General features: G+C 66.7%; 15 protein-coding genes. 11 read left to right on the forward strand and 4 right to left on the reverse strand.

Translation table 11 applies throughout. From position 1 onward, the window contains the following. Window positions 1-26 precede the first annotated feature (26 nt). Both QP029_RS00325 and QP029_RS00330 read right to left on the reverse strand, forming a co-directional pair. Complete coding sequence (locus QP029_RS00325; RefSeq protein ID WP_284874949.1) at window positions 27-1,493, reverse strand: aldehyde dehydrogenase family protein; 1,467 nt, start codon at window positions 1,491-1,493, stop codon at window positions 27-29. Window positions 1,494-1,520: 27 nt separating this feature from the next. Then, window positions 1,521-2,018, reverse strand: a complete 498-nt coding sequence (locus QP029_RS00330) for a zinc-binding dehydrogenase (protein WP_284874950.1) — start codon at window positions 2,016-2,018, stop codon at window positions 1,521-1,523. A gap of 104 nt (window positions 2,019-2,122) precedes the next feature. On the opposite strand from QP029_RS00330, the gene QP029_RS00335 reads away from it, so the two are divergent. Next, a protein-coding gene (locus tag QP029_RS00335) for an IS3 family transposase (protein WP_284874951.1) occupies window positions 2,123-3,330 on the forward strand; the annotation gives its coding sequence in 2 pieces (ribosomal slippage) (window positions 2,123-2,423 and window positions 2,423-3,330; 1,209 coding nt in all). Here the strand turns inward: QP029_RS00335 and QP029_RS00340 are convergent. After that, window positions 3,308-3,958 (reverse strand): alcohol dehydrogenase catalytic domain-containing protein, encoded by a 651-nt coding sequence (locus tag QP029_RS00340; RefSeq protein ID WP_284874952.1) that lies wholly within the window; start codon window positions 3,956-3,958, stop codon window positions 3,308-3,310. The two genes, QP029_RS00335 and QP029_RS00340, sit on opposite strands and share 23 nt — an antisense overlap. Before the next feature lie 113 nt (window positions 3,959-4,071). Here QP029_RS00340 and QP029_RS00345 point away from each other — a divergent pair, with 113 nt between their 5' ends. Next, window positions 4,072-4,299, forward strand: coding sequence for a type II toxin-antitoxin system prevent-host-death family antitoxin (locus tag QP029_RS00345; protein ID WP_284874953.1), 228 nt, complete (start codon window positions 4,072-4,074; stop codon window positions 4,297-4,299). Between the two features lie 83 nt (window positions 4,300-4,382). On the opposite strand, the gene QP029_RS00350 is transcribed toward QP029_RS00345, so the two are convergent. Beyond that, entirely contained in the window at window positions 4,383-5,369 is a 987-nt protein-coding gene (locus QP029_RS00350; RefSeq protein ID WP_284874954.1) for an AraC family transcriptional regulator, read from the reverse strand. A gap of 113 nt (window positions 5,370-5,482) precedes the next feature. On the opposite strand from QP029_RS00350, the gene QP029_RS00355 reads away from it, so the two are divergent. The 9 genes from QP029_RS00355 (at window position 5,483) to QP029_RS00395 (ending at window position 15,424) form a co-directional block, all read left to right on the forward strand. Then, window positions 5,483-6,280 carry an IclR family transcriptional regulator gene (locus tag QP029_RS00355; protein WP_284874955.1) on the forward strand — a complete coding sequence of 266 codons (798 nt, stop codon included), beginning with the start codon at window positions 5,483-5,485 and terminating at the stop codon, window positions 6,278-6,280. 242 nt (window positions 6,281-6,522) lie between these two features. Next, window positions 6,523-7,824 carry a cytochrome P450 gene (locus QP029_RS00360; protein ID WP_284874956.1) on the forward strand — a complete coding sequence of 434 codons (1,302 nt, stop codon included), beginning with the start codon at window positions 6,523-6,525 and terminating at the stop codon, window positions 7,822-7,824. A 1-nt stretch (window position 7,825) separates the two neighbouring features. After that, window positions 7,826-8,908: a PEP/pyruvate-binding domain-containing protein gene (locus QP029_RS00365; protein ID WP_284874957.1), complete on the forward strand. Its 1,083-nt coding sequence runs from the start codon at window positions 7,826-7,828 to the stop codon at window positions 8,906-8,908. Between the two features lie 26 nt (window positions 8,909-8,934). Then, a complete protein-coding gene (locus QP029_RS00370) occupies window positions 8,935-10,809 on the forward strand; it encodes a PEP-utilizing enzyme (protein WP_284874958.1) in 1,875 nt (624 codons plus the stop codon). Window positions 10,810-10,819: 10 nt separating this feature from the next. Next, entirely contained in the window at window positions 10,820-11,563 is a 744-nt protein-coding gene (locus QP029_RS00375; RefSeq protein WP_284874959.1) for an SDR family NAD(P)-dependent oxidoreductase, read from the forward strand. 27 nt (window positions 11,564-11,590) lie between these two features. Then, the gene (locus QP029_RS00380) at window positions 11,591-11,911 is read left to right on the forward strand and encodes a 2Fe-2S iron-sulfur cluster-binding protein (RefSeq protein WP_284874960.1); all 321 of its coding nucleotides are present in this window, start codon (window positions 11,591-11,593) and stop codon (window positions 11,909-11,911) included. Window positions 11,912-11,913: 2 nt separating this feature from the next. Next, window positions 11,914-13,182: an NAD(P)/FAD-dependent oxidoreductase gene (locus tag QP029_RS00385; protein ID WP_284874961.1), complete on the forward strand. Its 1,269-nt coding sequence runs from the start codon at window positions 11,914-11,916 to the stop codon at window positions 13,180-13,182. Next, window positions 13,179-13,910 (forward strand): HD domain-containing protein, encoded by a 732-nt coding sequence (locus tag QP029_RS00390; RefSeq protein ID WP_284874962.1) that lies wholly within the window; start codon window positions 13,179-13,181, stop codon window positions 13,908-13,910. The genes QP029_RS00385 and QP029_RS00390 overlap by 4 nt, the downstream gene beginning before the upstream one ends. Further along, on the forward strand, window positions 13,907-15,424 hold the full coding sequence (locus QP029_RS00395) for an aldehyde dehydrogenase family protein (RefSeq protein WP_284874963.1): 1,518 nt from the start codon (window positions 13,907-13,909) through the stop codon (window positions 15,422-15,424). The genes QP029_RS00390 and QP029_RS00395 overlap by 4 nt, the downstream gene beginning before the upstream one ends. Window position 15,425: the final 1 nt, after the last annotated feature.

Raw genomic sequence — 15,425 nt, forward strand, 5'->3', positions numbered from 1 at the left:
AGACACCTTCGTCGTCACCGAACTGACTAGAACGGGAACTTCGCCTCTCCCGGGGCGACGCCGACCCAGTGCTCGGTGGTGAAGGCGTCGATGGCCCACTGGCCGTTGAAGCGGCCGAGGCCGGAGTTCTTCTCACCACCGAACATGACGTGGGCCTCGTCGTTGACGGTGATGTCATTGACGTGAGTCATCCCGGCCTCGATGCGGCGGGCGAATCGGGTGCCGCGGGTGAGGTCCCGGGTGTAGACGGCGGAGGACAGGCCGAACTCGGTGTCGTTGGCCAGGGCCAGGGCGTGCTCCTCGTCGTCGGCTTTGATGATGCCGACGACGGGGCCGAAGATCTCCTCGCGGAATAGCTCCATGTCGGGGGTGACGTCGGCGAAGACGTGCGGGGAGACGACGCGGCCGTCGATGGAACCGGAGACGACCTCGCGGGCGCCTTCGGCTCGGGCCTGTTCGATCTTGGCACGCACGGACTCGACCTGCTGGTCGTTGATGAGCGGGCCGACGACGGTGCCCTCGTCGAGCTGGTTGCCGTAGGAGATGGTTTTCACGCGCTCGGCGAACTTCTCCACGAACTCGTCGTAGAGCGGCGCCTGGACGATGATCCGGTTGACGGCCATGCAGATCTGGCCCTGGTGCATGAACTTGCCCAGGGTGGCGCCACCGACGGCCTGGTCGAGGTCGGCGTCGTCAAGCACGACGAGGGGTGCGTTGCCGCCGAGCTCGAGGGCGACCTTCTTCATGTGCTTCCCGCCGATCGCGGTGGTGCCCACACCCTGGCCGACCGGGGTGGAGCCGGTGAAGGAGATGAGTGCGGGGACCGGGCTCTCGACGAAGTGGTCGCCGATCTCCGAACCCGCGCCGACGACGACGTTGAGCACACCCTCGGGCAGGCCGGCAGCCTCGAAGATCTTCGCCAGGAGCAGGCCGCCGGTGAGCGGGGTGTCGGACGCGGGCTTGAGCACGACGGCGTTGCCGCAGCCCAAAGCAGGTGCCACCGAGCGCATCGACAGGGTGAACGGGAAGTTCCACGGGCTGATGACGCCGACGACACCGACCGGCTCACGGAAGACGAGGTTGGTCTTGCCGGAGGTGTCGGACGGCAGGATCGTGCCGGTGATCCGCGACGGGAAGGTGGCCGCCTCACGCAGGGAGCCGACGGCCAGGCCGGTCTCGATGTGCGCCTTGATCGCCGAGGAGCCCGACTCCGCCTGGATGAGCGCGCCGATGGCCTCGGCGTTGGCCTCGATCCAGTCGGCGGCCTTCGTGAGGATGGCGGCGCGCTTCTTCGGCGGCAGGGCGGCCCAGTCCTGCTGCTTCTGCTGCGCGATCTCGTAGGCCTCGTCCACATCGGCAGTCGATGCCTGGCGGATGGCGACGATCTCCTCATCGTTGAACGGGTTGGTGTCGGTGGCGGTGCGCTCGGAGGTGCCGGCACGCCAGCCGCCGATGTAGAGCTGGTCGGAGATGAGGTGGGAGTAGTCGGTCATGGTGAATGTCCTTGTCGTTGTGGTGGGTCAGATGTCGGAGACGCGGAGAACGGCCTTGATGGTGCCGCCCTCGTGGGCATCGTGGATCGCCTTGTCGATCTCGTCGAAGTCGTAGACGGTGACCAGGCGGTCGAAGGGGAAGCGTCCGGCCTGGTAGAGCTTGATCAACCCCGGGATGAGTTCGTGGCTGGTGGAGGATCCACCGAGGGTACCGACGACGGTCTTGCCGAACAGGGTGCGCATGTGGTCGACGGAGAAGCGCGCCTCCGCTGGTGCGCCGCCGACGAGGATGAAGGTGCCGAGCAGTCCCACGGCGTCCGCGGCCTGCTCGATCACCTTGATGTTGCCGGTGCAGTCGAGGACGTAGTCGGCCGGACCGCCACAGATCTCGGCGATCGCCTCGAGCATGTCGGTCTCGCCGGAATTGACGGTGTGGGTGGCGCCGAGTTCCGTCGCCAGCGCCAGACGGCTGTCCTGCAGGTCCACGGCGACAATCGTCGCGGCCGGGGTGTTACGGGCTGCCATGATGGCGGCCAGACCGACGGCACCGGCACCGATGGACCTGACCCCTGTTTGGTAGACACCCGACAACCCGGCTTTCTGCCGGGGAGGAAAGGTAACCTGCCACCATGCCGATCAAGACCTACACCGAGGAGTTCCGCCGCGACGCGGTCGCCCTCTACGAGAATTCCCCCGGCGTATCGATCAACGCCCTCGCCGCCGAACTCGGCGTCAACCGCAACACCCTCCAGATCTGGGTCCGCAAATACGGCACCGGAGCCCGCACCAGCAGCTCGGATTCTTCCTCCAGCTCTGACACACCGACCGTGGTGACCGAAGCGGAACGCATCCGCCAGCTGGAACGAGAAGTACGCAGACTCCGGGAGGAACGCGATATTCTGCGCAAGGCCGCGAAATATTTTGCGGAAGAGACGACCTGGTGATCCGCTTCCAGTTCGTTGACGACGCCAAGAACAGCCATTCGGTCAAGCGGTTATGTGAGGTTCTGAAACTCAACCGGTCCTCGTACTACAAATGGAGAAACACCTCCTCCGCCAGGACACAACGCCTGCTCAGCGACGCGATCCTCGGCGCACGGGTCAAGGCCGTGTTCGCCGCAGAACGCGGCTGCTACGGCTCCAAACGCATCACGGCGCAACTCAACGACGACTCGCCCGGCAGCCCGGTCAATCACAAGAAAGTCGCCCGGATCATGCGCTCGTTGCAGCTGGTTGGCTACTCGAAGAAGCGCAAGGTCACCACGACTGTCTCGGATGGGAGGAAGCCGGTGTTTCCGGACCTGGTGGGGAGGAAATTCACCGCCCCGGCACCAAACCAGGTCTACGTCGGCGATATCACGTACCTGCCGATCGCGGACGGGTCGAATATGTACCTCGCCACCGTCATCGACTGTTTCTCCCGCCGGCTGGCCGGCTTCGCGATCGCCGATCACATGCGTACTTCCCTGGTCCAGGACGCCCTGGTGATGGCCAAGGGTCAGCGCGGAAGTCTCGACGACGCAATTTTTCACTCGGACCATGGCAGTGTCTACACTTCCCATGCGTTCCAGGAGACGTGCAGAACGCTGGGGATCCGGCAGTCGATGGGCGCGATCGGCAGCAGCGCTGATAATGCCCTGGCGGAGTCCTTCAACGCCGCGTTGAAGCGTGAGGTCCTCCAGGACGCGAAGACGTTTGCCAATCAGTTGCAGTGCCGGCGAGATGTTTTCCGCTGGTGTACCCGCTACAACACCACGCGTCGGCATTCCTGGTGCGGGTATCTCGCTCCAGCAGTGTTTGAAGAGCAATGTCCTGTTACGCTGAGATCTGCTTCCTGATCACATCCCCCGTGTCTACTTTCCGGGGGTCGGGCCCGATGACCACAACCGACTCGCCGGGACCTGGCTGGGCGGTGCTGAAGATCGCACCCGCACCTGTGGTGATACCGCAGGCCAGAGGGCCCAGCAACGCCAGGTCGACATCCTTGTCCACCTTCACGACCGCGATGGCGCGGGTAAGGGAATAGGTGGCGAAGGAGGACTGGCCGAAGAAGTGACCTGACAGCGAGCTCCCGTCGGCACGGGTGTAGGCGGAGGAACCGGCGTCAGGACCGTGCAGTCGCACACCGGCCAGCAGCTCGGGTCCGATGTTGAGACAGTACCGGTGCTGGCCCCGGACGCAGTTGCGGCACGTTCCGCAGTAGGGCCAGCCCATGATGACGTGGTCTCCCGGTGCAACGTTGTCCACGCCCTCAACGACCGCCTCCACGACTCCCGAGCCCTCATGCCCGAGAACCCCTGGCAGTGGTAGCGGCATGTCACCGCCCTGGGTGTTGAGATCGGTGTGGCACACGCCGGTGCCCACGACCCGGACGAGAACCTCCCCGGGGCCGGGCCCGTCAATGGTGAGTTCCTCACGGACGAACGGGGCATGGATGGCGTCCACGACATAGGCGTCGATCTTCATGTCTGTGTCCTCTCTGTTCTGCCGCCGCGCTGTCGGCGGGACCTGTGACACACACCATGCCAAACGTGATGGCAGACACTCTAGGACGGGGGTGAAGATTCGCTGGACGCAGCGTGCAGTTCCGTAGCCGCCAAAGTGACTACATCGCCGCCGCACAGCGCTCGCCCGTCGTCATCACGTCTCGCGGTGCAGGTCGACGCGCGGTGGTTGTGTCGCCAGAATTCTACGACCGCGCCATGGAGGCACTGGAAGATCAGCAGGACGCACACGCAGCTGCCATCGCTCGGCAGGAACCGGGCAGGGGCCCCCACGAAGAACTCGTTGAGGAACTCGGATTCTGACACGGTGCATTGCGTATCAGAGTCGGTGATCATCGGATCGTCTACGACATCGTCGGGAAATCTACCGATGACCCGCAGGTCTGTCAGACACCCGCCGCGCGGAATTCCCCCGGACTCATCCCGAACTCCTGCCGGAAGACCCGGGAGAAGTAGGACGGGTCAGCGAACCCTGACCAGCGACCGACCTCCGCCAGGGCCCAGGTGGGGTGGAGGATGAGCAGCTCCCGGGCCCGTTCCAGCCGGACAGCGCGCACCACAGTGCCCACGGTGGTCCCCGCCTCCTTGAACAGGGCGTGCAGCGCGCGAGTGGACATGAAGTGCGCGGCGGCGATACGTCCCGGGGACAGGTCACTGTCCAGAAGGTGGTCCCGGATCCACCCCTCGATGTCCTCCCGCTGCCGGGCGCGCCTGCCGCCAGGGCCCTCGGCGGCGGTGCCGACCGCAGACGCGAAGAGCATCGTGAGCAGATCGACGGTGCTCCGCACGATCTGCCGCCCCTGCCCACGGATGACCTCATCGAGCCCGCCAGCCAACCCCTGCAGATACGGCAGGACCAGCCGACCGGCGCCGTCGCCTGCGGTGAAACGCGCCGCGCTGAGGTCGGCGTACCCGGTCCCGAGTGTGGCCAGACGGGTTTTCGGTACGACCATGATGAGGCTGTCGAACCCGGTCTCCGTCCAGATCTGGTACGGCTGCATGGAGTCGTGCACTCCGAGCTGCCCGGCCTCCACGGTCTGCTCGCGCCCCTCCTGCCGGATGACGGCGGTCCCGGAAGACACGTAGTAGATTTTCAGGGCCGAATCCTCGGGGTCAACCGTCCCCTGGTAGTCGACCTCGTGACCTGTGACATCGACGTTCGAGAGCACCACGCCGTCAAGGTGGTGGGCGCTGAGCGAAGCGCGGAAGCCCCGCCGTCCCGGCCTGTCGACGGCCTCGACGTTCGCCTGCCTGCCCTCATCATCGTGGAATACCGGGCGGTAAACGCGGGTGATGCTCTGCCCGAAGACCGACGCATCATTGAAGATCGTGGGGGCGGACGAATGCAGCCCACCGCTCGACTGGGGATTCACGTTCTCCTCCTCTCCGCGCCGGGTCCCACCGGGGATCAGTAGGTTCATTGTGCCAAAGATCGTGGACCGGCCCCTGATAGCGTCAACAGGCATCAGTCGACAAGGGAGGTTCCATGGCGGGAGGCAGCAGCCAACCGGGGCGCAGTGTGCTGGACCGGATCTCGGACATCCTCGCCGCCTTCGAGAGCGAACGGCGGCCGCTGTCGATGACGGAGATCGCCCAACGCGCCGACCTCCCCATGAGCTCCGCGCACCGGATGGTCAACGACCTCGTCGACCACGGGTTGCTCAACCGCACCCCCGACGGTCGCTACCAGGCGGGCCTGCGCCTGTGGCGGCTCGGCCAGTCCGTGGGCCATCAACTCCGCGAGACTGCGCATCCGCACGTCCAGGACCTCTACTCCCTCACCGGCGAGACCTCACACCTGGCGATCCGGGACGGCCGCGAAGTCCTGTACATCTTCCGCTTCTACGGTACGAAGCGTGTCGCGCGGTCGTCATGGACCGGCGGCCGCCTTCCGCTGCATTCGACGGCGGTGGGCAAGGTGATTCTCGCCCATGAGGAGAAGTGGGTGCAGGACGCATTCCTCGAGCACCGCATGCCGCAGAGCACCCGCAGCACCATCGGGGATCCTGCCCAGCTGGCAGCCGAACTCCCGAAGATCCGGGAGCAGGGGTACGCCACCACTTTCGAGGAGCAGCGCCTGGGTACGTGCTCCATCGCGGTGCCGATCTTCCACACCGGGCGCATCGGTGCCGGGCTGGGGCTGGTGCTGTCCGCGGACAAGTACCCCTCCCTGGGCCGCTACGTGCCCACCCTCCAGGCGGTGAGTCAACGCATCGAGAAGGCGACGGCGCACATTCCGTTGGAGTCCCTCCTCGAGTCAGGGCGTCTCGGCGAGAGGACATAACCACGCCGCACCACCACCGTCGCAGCCCCGCGGGTCGCGACGGTGGTTCTTCTTGGTGCCCCTACGCTGCGTGAACCAAGTCACTTCCACTGAGTGGAAGTTTGCCATCGCCATCTGCGCCACTTCCTCGCAGCATGTCCCACATGCCACCGCGTGATCCACATCACGACAGTCGGCAAGTAGGACCCAGCACACACGCTGCACCGGACCCACCCGGCGCAGCCGCAGAGGAGGCAGACATCATGACCACCGACACCGCACTTCCGGCAGCAGCCACCGCCGGCTGTCCCTACGCCCACGGTGCAGGCGGCGACCATCACGGCTACGAGCCCTTCCAGATGAAGGACCCCTTTCCCGCCTACGCCGCCCTCCGCGAGGAGGAGCCGGTCATGTTCGACGAGCGCATCGGCTACTGGATCGTCTCCCGCTACGACGACATCAAGGCCGTCTTCGACGACTGGGAGACCTTCTCCTCGGAGAACGCCCAGGCCCCGGTGCGCGAGCGCGGGCCGCAGGCTACTCAGATCATGAAGGACGGCGGCTTCACCGCCTACTCCGGCCTCTCCGCCCGTATCCCTCCCGAGCACACCCGCATTCGCGCCATCGCACAGAAGGCCTTCACTCCGCGCCGCTACAAGGCCCTGGAACCGGACATCCGCGCCGGCGTCGTCGAGCGCCTCGAGGCCGTGAAGAACAACCCGGACCGCTCCGCCGACATGCTCCGGGACCTGGCGTACGACATCCCGACAATCACCATCCTCACTCTCATCGGCGCGGACACCGCCCAGATCGACACGTACAAGCAGTGGAGCGACTCCCGCGCAGCGATGACCTGGGGCGACCTCAAGGACGAGGAGCAGGTGCCCCATGCCCATCACCTCGTCGACTACTGGCAGGAATGTCAGCGCCTCGTCGCCGCGGCCCACGAGAACCCGGGTGACAACCTCACCGGTGATCTCGTCCGCCACCAGCAGGAGGGCGGCGAGATCACCGACCACGAGATCGCCTCTCTTCTCTACTCCCTCCTCTTCGCCGGCCACGAGACCACCACCACGCTCATCAGCAACTGCTTCCGCGTGCTTCTCACCCACCACGACCAGTGGGAGCAGCTCATCGAGGATCCGAAGAAGATTCCCGGCGCGGTCGACGAGGTCCTCCGCTACTCCGGTTCCATCGTCGGCTGGCGTCGTAAAGCAACGAAGGATGCCGAGGTCGGCGGACAGAAGATCGCCGCCGGTGACGGGCTGCTCCTCCTCATGGGCTCCGCCAACCGCGACGAGACCCGTTTCGCGGACGGCGAAGAATTCGACATCACCCGCCCCAACGCCCGTGAGCACCTCTCCTTCGGCTTCGGCATTCACTACTGCCTGGGAAACATGCTGGCGAAACTGCAGGCCAAGATCTGCCTCGAAGAAGCCGTCCGCCTGCTGCCCACCCTTCGCCTGGCCGAGAACACCGACATCGACTTCCGCGAGAATCTCTCCTTCCGCGTCCCCACCTCCGTCCCGGTCACCTGGGACGCCGACACCACCACCGGAGCCTGACATGTCCGACACCCCCATCTACGTCCAGCACTTCGACGACGGTAGGGAACCCACCCTCGAGACTCTCGGCGGCAAGGGCGCCTCCCTGGTGAGCATGACCGCCGCCGGCATGCCCGTCCCGCCCGGTTTCGTCGTCACCACCGATTCCTTCGATGCCTTCATCCGGGACGCCGGGATCGCCGACAAGCTCCACGAGGCACTGGACGATGTCGACGCCGAGGACGTCGCCGCCGTCGAGAAGCTCTCCGCTGAGATCCAGGAGGCGCTGTGTTCCCTGCCGGTCCCGCCTGCCGCCCGCACCGCAGTCCTCGACGCCCACGCCCGACTCATGGAGCAGTGTGGCGGCGACGTGCCGGTCGCGGTCCGATCCTCCGCCACCGCCGAGGATCTGCCCGACGCCTCCTTCGCCGGTCAGCAGGACACCTACCTGTGGCAGATCGGCATCGACGCGGTCACCGAGCACATCCGTAAGTGCTGGGCATCCCTCTACACCGCCCGCGCGATCATCTACCGCCTGAAGAACAACATCCCCAATGAGGGCCTGTCCATGGCCGTCGTCGTACAGAAGATGGTCAACGCCCGCGTCGCCGGCGTCGCCATGACCCTCAACCCCGCCAACGGTGACCGCTCCAAGGTGACCATCGACTCCTCCTGGGGAGTCGGCGAGATGGTCGTCTCCGGCGAGGTCACCCCGGACAACATCATCCTCGACAAGGTCACCCTCCAGGTGGTCAGCGAGCACCTCGGTGACAAGCACCACGAGCTCGTCCCCGACGCCGCCTCCGGCAGTCTCGTCCGCCGCGACGTCTCCCCCGAGCGCGCCGCCACCCGCAGCCTCACCGACGACGAGCTGGTGCAGGTGGCCACCATGGCCAAGCGCGCGGAGAAGCACTACCGCTGCCCGCAGGACATCGAGTGGGCACTCGACGCCGACCTCCCCGACGGGAAGAACCTCCTGCTCCTGCAGTCCCGCCCCGAGACCGTCCACTCCAACAACTCCGCCCCGAAGCCTGCTGCTGCCCCGGCCGGCGCCGGCGGCTTCAACCTCGGCTCTCTGACCTCCACCATCCTCGCCGCCCGCTGATCCCCACCCCGAACAAGGAGACACCCATGTCGAAGAAGTCCTTCCCCAAGCCCTCCGATCTGCCGGTGCCCGCGGGCGCCGAAGGATGGGAGAAGCTCTACCCCTACTACCTCGTCTTCCAGGACCGTCTCAAGGACAAGGAGAACGAGAAGTTCTGGTTCTGCGACTCGCAGCACTGGCCCACTGTGTTCAAGCCCTTCGAGACCATTGGCGCGGAATACGCCGTCAAGTGCCTCGGGCAGTACAACGCCCGCCACCTCATGATCCCCAACGCCAACGGCATCGAGTTCCGCGTCCACCTCGGCTACCTCTACATGTCCCCCATCCCGGTGCCGGACGACCAGGTCGCCGACCGAGTCCCGGAGTTCCAGGCCCGCATCACCCACTACTTCCAGAACTGGGACTCCATGCTGGAGGAGTGGAAGGGCAAGGTCCGCGGCACCATCTACGAGCTCGAGTCGCTCTCCTTCGACCACCTGCCCGACATGGTGCCCATGGCCGACATCGAGTCCGGCAAGGCCATGGACGGCTCCGAGGTCCTGCTGGAGAACTACGACCGCCTCATCGCCCTGGCGTACCGCAACTGGCAGTACCACTTCGAGTTCCTCAACCTCGGCTACATCGCCTACCTCGACTTCTTCAACTACTGCAAGGAGGTGTTCCCGGACATCCCCGACCAGTCCATCGCCAACATGGTGCAGGGCGTCGACATGGAACTCTTCCGTCCGGACGACGAGCTCAAGGAGCTGGCCATCCTCGCCGTCGAGCTCGGCCTGCAAGAGCACTTCGCCGACACCGACGACGCGGAGGGCACCCTCGCCGCCCTCGCGGCCGCCCCCGGTGGCGAGCGCTGGATCGCCCGCTGGGACGAGGCCCAGAACCCGTGGTTCAACTTCACCGTGGGCAACGGATTCTACGGCCACGACAAGTACTGGATCGACCACCTGGAGATCCCGCTCGGCTTCATCGCCGACTACATCCGCCGCCTCGACGAGTGCCAGATCATTAAGCGTCCCACCGCCGAGCTCATCGCCGAGAAGGACCGGATCGTCGACGAGTACCGGGAGCTTCTCGACGCCGAGCAGCTCGCCGCCTTCGACGCCAAGCGCGGGCTCGCCGCCACCGCCTACCCCTACGTGGAGAACCACAACTTCTACATCGAGCACTGGACCATGGGTGTGTTCTGGCGCAAGGTCCGGGAGCTGTCCCGCATGCTCCACGCCCACGGCTTCTGGCCGGAGGCGGACGACATGCTCTACCTCACCCGTAACGAGGTCCGCGACGCCCTGTTCGACCTGGTCACCGGCCATGGTGTCGGCGCCCCGGACGGCCCGATCGGACCGGTCTACTGGCCGGACATCATCGAGGAGCGCCGCCAGATGGTCGACGCCCTCAAGACCGCCCGCCCGGCACCGGCGCTGAACACCCCGCCGGAGTCCATCACCGAACCCTTCACCCGCATGCTGTGGGGCATCACCACCGAACAGGTCCAGTCCTGGCTCGGCAACGACGAGGACACCCCGGAGGGGACACTCAAGGGCATGGCCGCCTCCCCCGGCATCGTCGAGGGCTACGCCCGCGTCATCATGGACGCCGACCAGATCTCCGAGATCCAGCAGGACGAGATCCTCGTCGCCCCGGTCACCGCGCCGAGCTGGGGTCCGATCTTCGGCAAGCTCAAGGCCGCCGTCACGGACATCGGCGGCATGATGAGCCACGCCGCCATCGTCTGCCGTGAGTACGCCCTGCCGGCCGTCACCGGCACCGGCAGCGCCTCCACCACCATCCGTACCGGTCAGCGCCTGCGCGTCGACGGCACCAAGGGCACCGTCGAAGTGCTTGATGACGCCCCGGCCGCCGCCGACGTCCCCTCCGCCGACGCTGCTCTCGTGGCGCCGTAGGGAGCCACCGATGACCACTCAGAGAACCGTCCTCATCACCGGGGCAGCCGGTGGCCTGGGCCGCGCCTTCGCGGAGGGATTCGCCCGCCTCGGCGACCGCGTCGCCGTCGCCGACATCAACCTTGACGGCGCACAGGAGACCGCGGAGCGACTGCACACCCTCACCGACGCCGCCGCCTTCCGGGTCGATGTCACCGACCCCGTCTCCACGGAACAGCTGGCCACCGACGTCGCCGAATTCGCCGGCGGGCTGATCGACGTCGTCATCAACAATGCCGCCATCTACGCCACGGTCACCCGCTCCCCCTTCGAGGAGATCGACCCGACCGAATGGGATCTGGTCATGGGCGTCAACCTCAAGGGACCGTGGCTGGTCACCCGTGCCCTCAGCCCGCACCTGTCCGACGGTGCCCGCGTGGTCAACCTGTCGTCAGCGACCGTCATGTCGGGCTCGGCCCAGTGGGCCCACTACGTCGCGTCCAAGGGCGGGGTCATCGCTCTCACCCGCGTCCTGGCCAAGGAACTCGGCGGCCGCAACATCACCGTCAACGCCATCGCCCCGGGTTTCACGCTCACCGACGCCAGTTACGGTCTCATGTCCGACGCCGCCTCCTATGGCGTCGACCGCGGTTCCATCAAGCGGGCCAGCGAACCGGAGGACATCGTGGGCGCCGCACTCTTCCTCGCCTCACCCGAATCGGGCTTCATCACCGGCCAGACCCTCGTCGTCGACGGCGGCCGGCAGTTCATCTGACACCACCACACTGCACAGGAGAAGAACATGACCACTGTCACCTACACCGATACCGAGGGCACCGCCCGCACCATCGAGGCCACCGTCGGAGACTCCGTCATGGAGACCGCCGTGCGCAACGGTGTGCCCGGGATCGTCGCCGAATGCGGCGGTTCCCTGTCCTGCGCCACCTGTCACGTCTTCGTCGACGAAGGCCAGGACATCGACCTCCCTGGGATGACCGGCATGGAGGACGAGATGCTCTACGGCACCGCCGTCGACCGGGAGGACAACTCCCGTTTGTCCTGCCAGCTCCCGGTGACCGAAGGCATGAGCCTGTGTGTCACCACTCCCGAGACGCAGGTGTGACCATGACCGATTCCACAGGACTGCTCATCATCGGCGCGAGTCAGGCCGGCGTCCAGCTGGCGATCTCCCTCCGGGGACTCGACTTCGACGAGCACATCACCCTCCTCGGCGACGAGGACCACCGCCCCTATCAACGTCCCGCCCTGTCCAAGGAGTTTCTGCAGGGCACGTACGACAAGGAGCGCCTCATCTTCCGCTCCAACGAGTACTGGGCCGAGAACAACATCCGCCTCGTCAAGGGTGCGCGCATAGAGCGCATCGACCGCAACGAGGATGGCTCCGGCACCGCCTACGCCACCGACGGCACACATTTCCCCTTCCGCCGGTTGGCGCTCGCCGTGGGTGCGCGCGCCCGGCACCTGCCGATCCCCGGGGCCGACCTCGACGGCGTCGTCTACCTGCGCAACGCCGATGACGCCCTGGCCCTCAAGGCCTCCCTGGACCGGGTCGAGGAGGCGGTCGTCATCGGCGGCGGCTTCATCGGACTGGAGGCGGCCTGTTCTCTGCGGGAACTGGGCAAGAAGGTGACGGTCATCGAGCGGGCTCCCCGCCTCGTCGGCCGCGCCGTCGGTGCGGAGACCTCGGATCACCTGCTCACCCACCACCGGAACGCCGGGCTCGACATCCTGCTGGACACCGGCGTCGAGAAGCTCACCGCCGACGATAACGGACGAGTGTCCGGGGTCGTCACTGACGGCGGCACCGTCCACCCCGCCCAACTCGTGCTCGTCGGAATCGGCGTCATCCCCAACACGGAACTCGCCGAGCAGATGGGTCTCGACGTCGACAACGGCATCCTCGTCGACCGGTACGCCGTCGCCTCCGACAACCACACCATCGTCGTCGGTGATGTCGCCAACCTGCCCAATCCCCTGCCCGGCGCGGACCCGGCGGAACGGATTCGTCTGGAGAGCGTCAACAACGCCATTGAACACGCGAAGGTGGCGGCGTACTCGGTCGTCGGCAAGCGGGAGGACTACGCCGGCATTCCGTGGTTCTGGTCGAACCAGGGGGATCTCAAGCTGCAGATCGCCGGCCTGTCCCTCGGCTACGACACCACCGTCGTCCGACGCGACGACGACAACGGGAAGTTCAGCGTCCTCTACTACCGCGACGGGCGGATCATCGCCGCGGACTGCATCAACCACCCGCTCGACTTCATGGCGGTACGCAACGCCCTGGCCAAGGGCCAGGAGATCCCCGCCACCGAGGCCGCCGACGCAACCGTCCCCCTCAAGACCATCATCAGAAATCTGGAGCCTGTCTCATGACCACCCCACCCGCCTGGGCGCCGGCCACGCCGGAGAACCACATCGACGATCCGCGCGCCCGCCGCTTCGCCGCCTCCCACCCGGAACGCCCCGTCCCCACCCGCGAGTTCGTCGACACCGCGCCGATCTGCCTGTCCCCCAGCTCCGGCCTGGAGGAGCTGTGGCGCGCCATCGTCCCCGAGACCCGCACACGCGCGAATGACCTGCACCTGCCGATCGTCACGGCATACGCCACCCGCCTGTGCGACGCCTACCCGGAGGCCGACCGGGAGGTCGTCCTCGTGGCCACGGCACTGCACGACACCGGCTGGGCGCATGTCGACGAAAGCCGCATCATCTCCGAAGGCTTCCGGGGTGACTGGCGCAAAGCCGCCATCCGCTTCGAACACGAACGGGAGGGCTGCCGCGTCGCCCGCCGCGTGCTCCCCGATCTGGGGTATGACGACGCTTTCGTCGAGCGGGTCTGCGACATCGTTGACGGCCACGACACCCGCCACGTCGCCTTTTCCCTCGAGGACGCGCTCGTCCGCGACTCGGACCGCCTGTGGCGCTTCGATCGGGCCGGCATCGCCATGTCCTGCAGCTGGTTCGGCATGGACCCCGCAACGTACGTCGACCGGCTCGAGGAGGAGATCCTGCCCGAGCTCATCACCGACGCCGCCCACCAGATGGCGTGGGCTGACCTGGCACGATGCCGTGATCTCCTGCGGACGGAGATCATCCGATGACCACCGTACTCACTGACGCCCACGCCCGCCGCGCCGAGCTCAACCTGCCGTACACCCACGTCGGCGACTTCTACATCGACGGCACCTGGCAGGCCGCCGCCACCCCGGACCGGAATCCCGTCGTGGATCCGGCCACCGGTGAGACCTGGGGATCGGTCCCCGTCGCCACCCCGGAGGAACTCGACCGGGCCGTCGGCGCCGCCCGTCGGGCCCTGCCTGCGTGGTCCGAGCTCCCCGCCGCCGAGCGCGCCGAGTACCTGCTGCGCATCGCGGAGGAGATCGAGGCACGCAGTGACCTGCTCGCCCACACGAACACCCGGGAGAACGGTTCCCCCGTCTCGGAAACCCGGGGCGCGGCCGCGAACGCGGCGGGCATCTTCCGTTACTTCGCCACCCTGGCGTCGTGGTTGGACGACGAGGACGTCCGTCCCTTCCCCGTCGGGGGCGCCGAGACGATCGTGGACAAGGATCCGATCGGGGTCTGCGGGCTCATCGCCCCCTGGAACTTCCCCATCAACCTCGTGGTGATCAAGCTGGCCCCGGCACTGCTGGCCGGCTGCACCGTGGTCATCAAGCCGGCCTCCCCCACACCGCTGTCGATCCGCTTCATCATCGAGGCGGTCGAGGCGGCGGGGGTGCCGGCCGGTGTGGTCAACCTGCTCACCGGCCCGGGCCGACTCGGCGACGCCCTGGTCCGCCACCCGGATGTCGACAAGATCGCCTTCACCGGATCCACCCCGGTCGGCCGCACGATCGCCGCAGCCTGTGGTGAACTTCTGCGCCCTGTCACACTGGAGCTGGGCGGCAAGTCCTCTGCGATCATCCTTCCCGACACCGACCTCGAGGCGGTGTCGAAGGTGCTCATCCGCTCGTGCATGCGCAACACGGGTCAGACCTGCTACATCTCCACCCGGATCCTCGCACCGGCCTCACGCTACGAGGAGGTGGTCTCCATGGTCGCCACCACCGTCGCCGACGCCCCGCAGGGCGACCCCCTGGATCCCGGGACGGTCTTCGGCCCGGTGTCCACGGTTGCCCAGTTCGAGACGGTGTCGGGTTACCTGGACTCCGCCCGTCGGGAGGGAGCGCGGATCGCCGCCGGTGGGCGGTCCGCCGCACCGGAGGAGCTGGGCCCCGGTCTCGAGAACGGCGCGTTCATCGTCCCCACCGTCCTCGCCGATGTCACGGAGGACATGACCGTCTCCCGCGAGGAAATCTTCGGTCCCGTCATCACGATCCTGCGTTATGACGACTCCGACGGCCGACTTGACGACGCCGTGCGCCTGGCCAACAACACCGAGTTCGGCCTCGGCGGCATCGTTTTCGGAGCCGACGAGGACCGCGCCCTCGAGGTCGCACGTCTGGTGGACTCCGGCTCCGTGGGCATCAACTTCTTCGGCTCCAACCACTCTGCTCCGTTCGGCGGTCGCCACGACTCCGGCATGGGCGTCGAGTACGGCATCGAGGGGCTCAGTGCCTATCTGAGCTACAAGTCGATCCACCGGCGAAACTGAC

It is taken from the genome of Corynebacterium suedekumii, from assembly GCF_030252185.1.
Taxonomy (GTDB): domain Bacteria; phylum Actinomycetota; class Actinomycetes; order Mycobacteriales; family Mycobacteriaceae; genus Corynebacterium; species Corynebacterium suedekumii.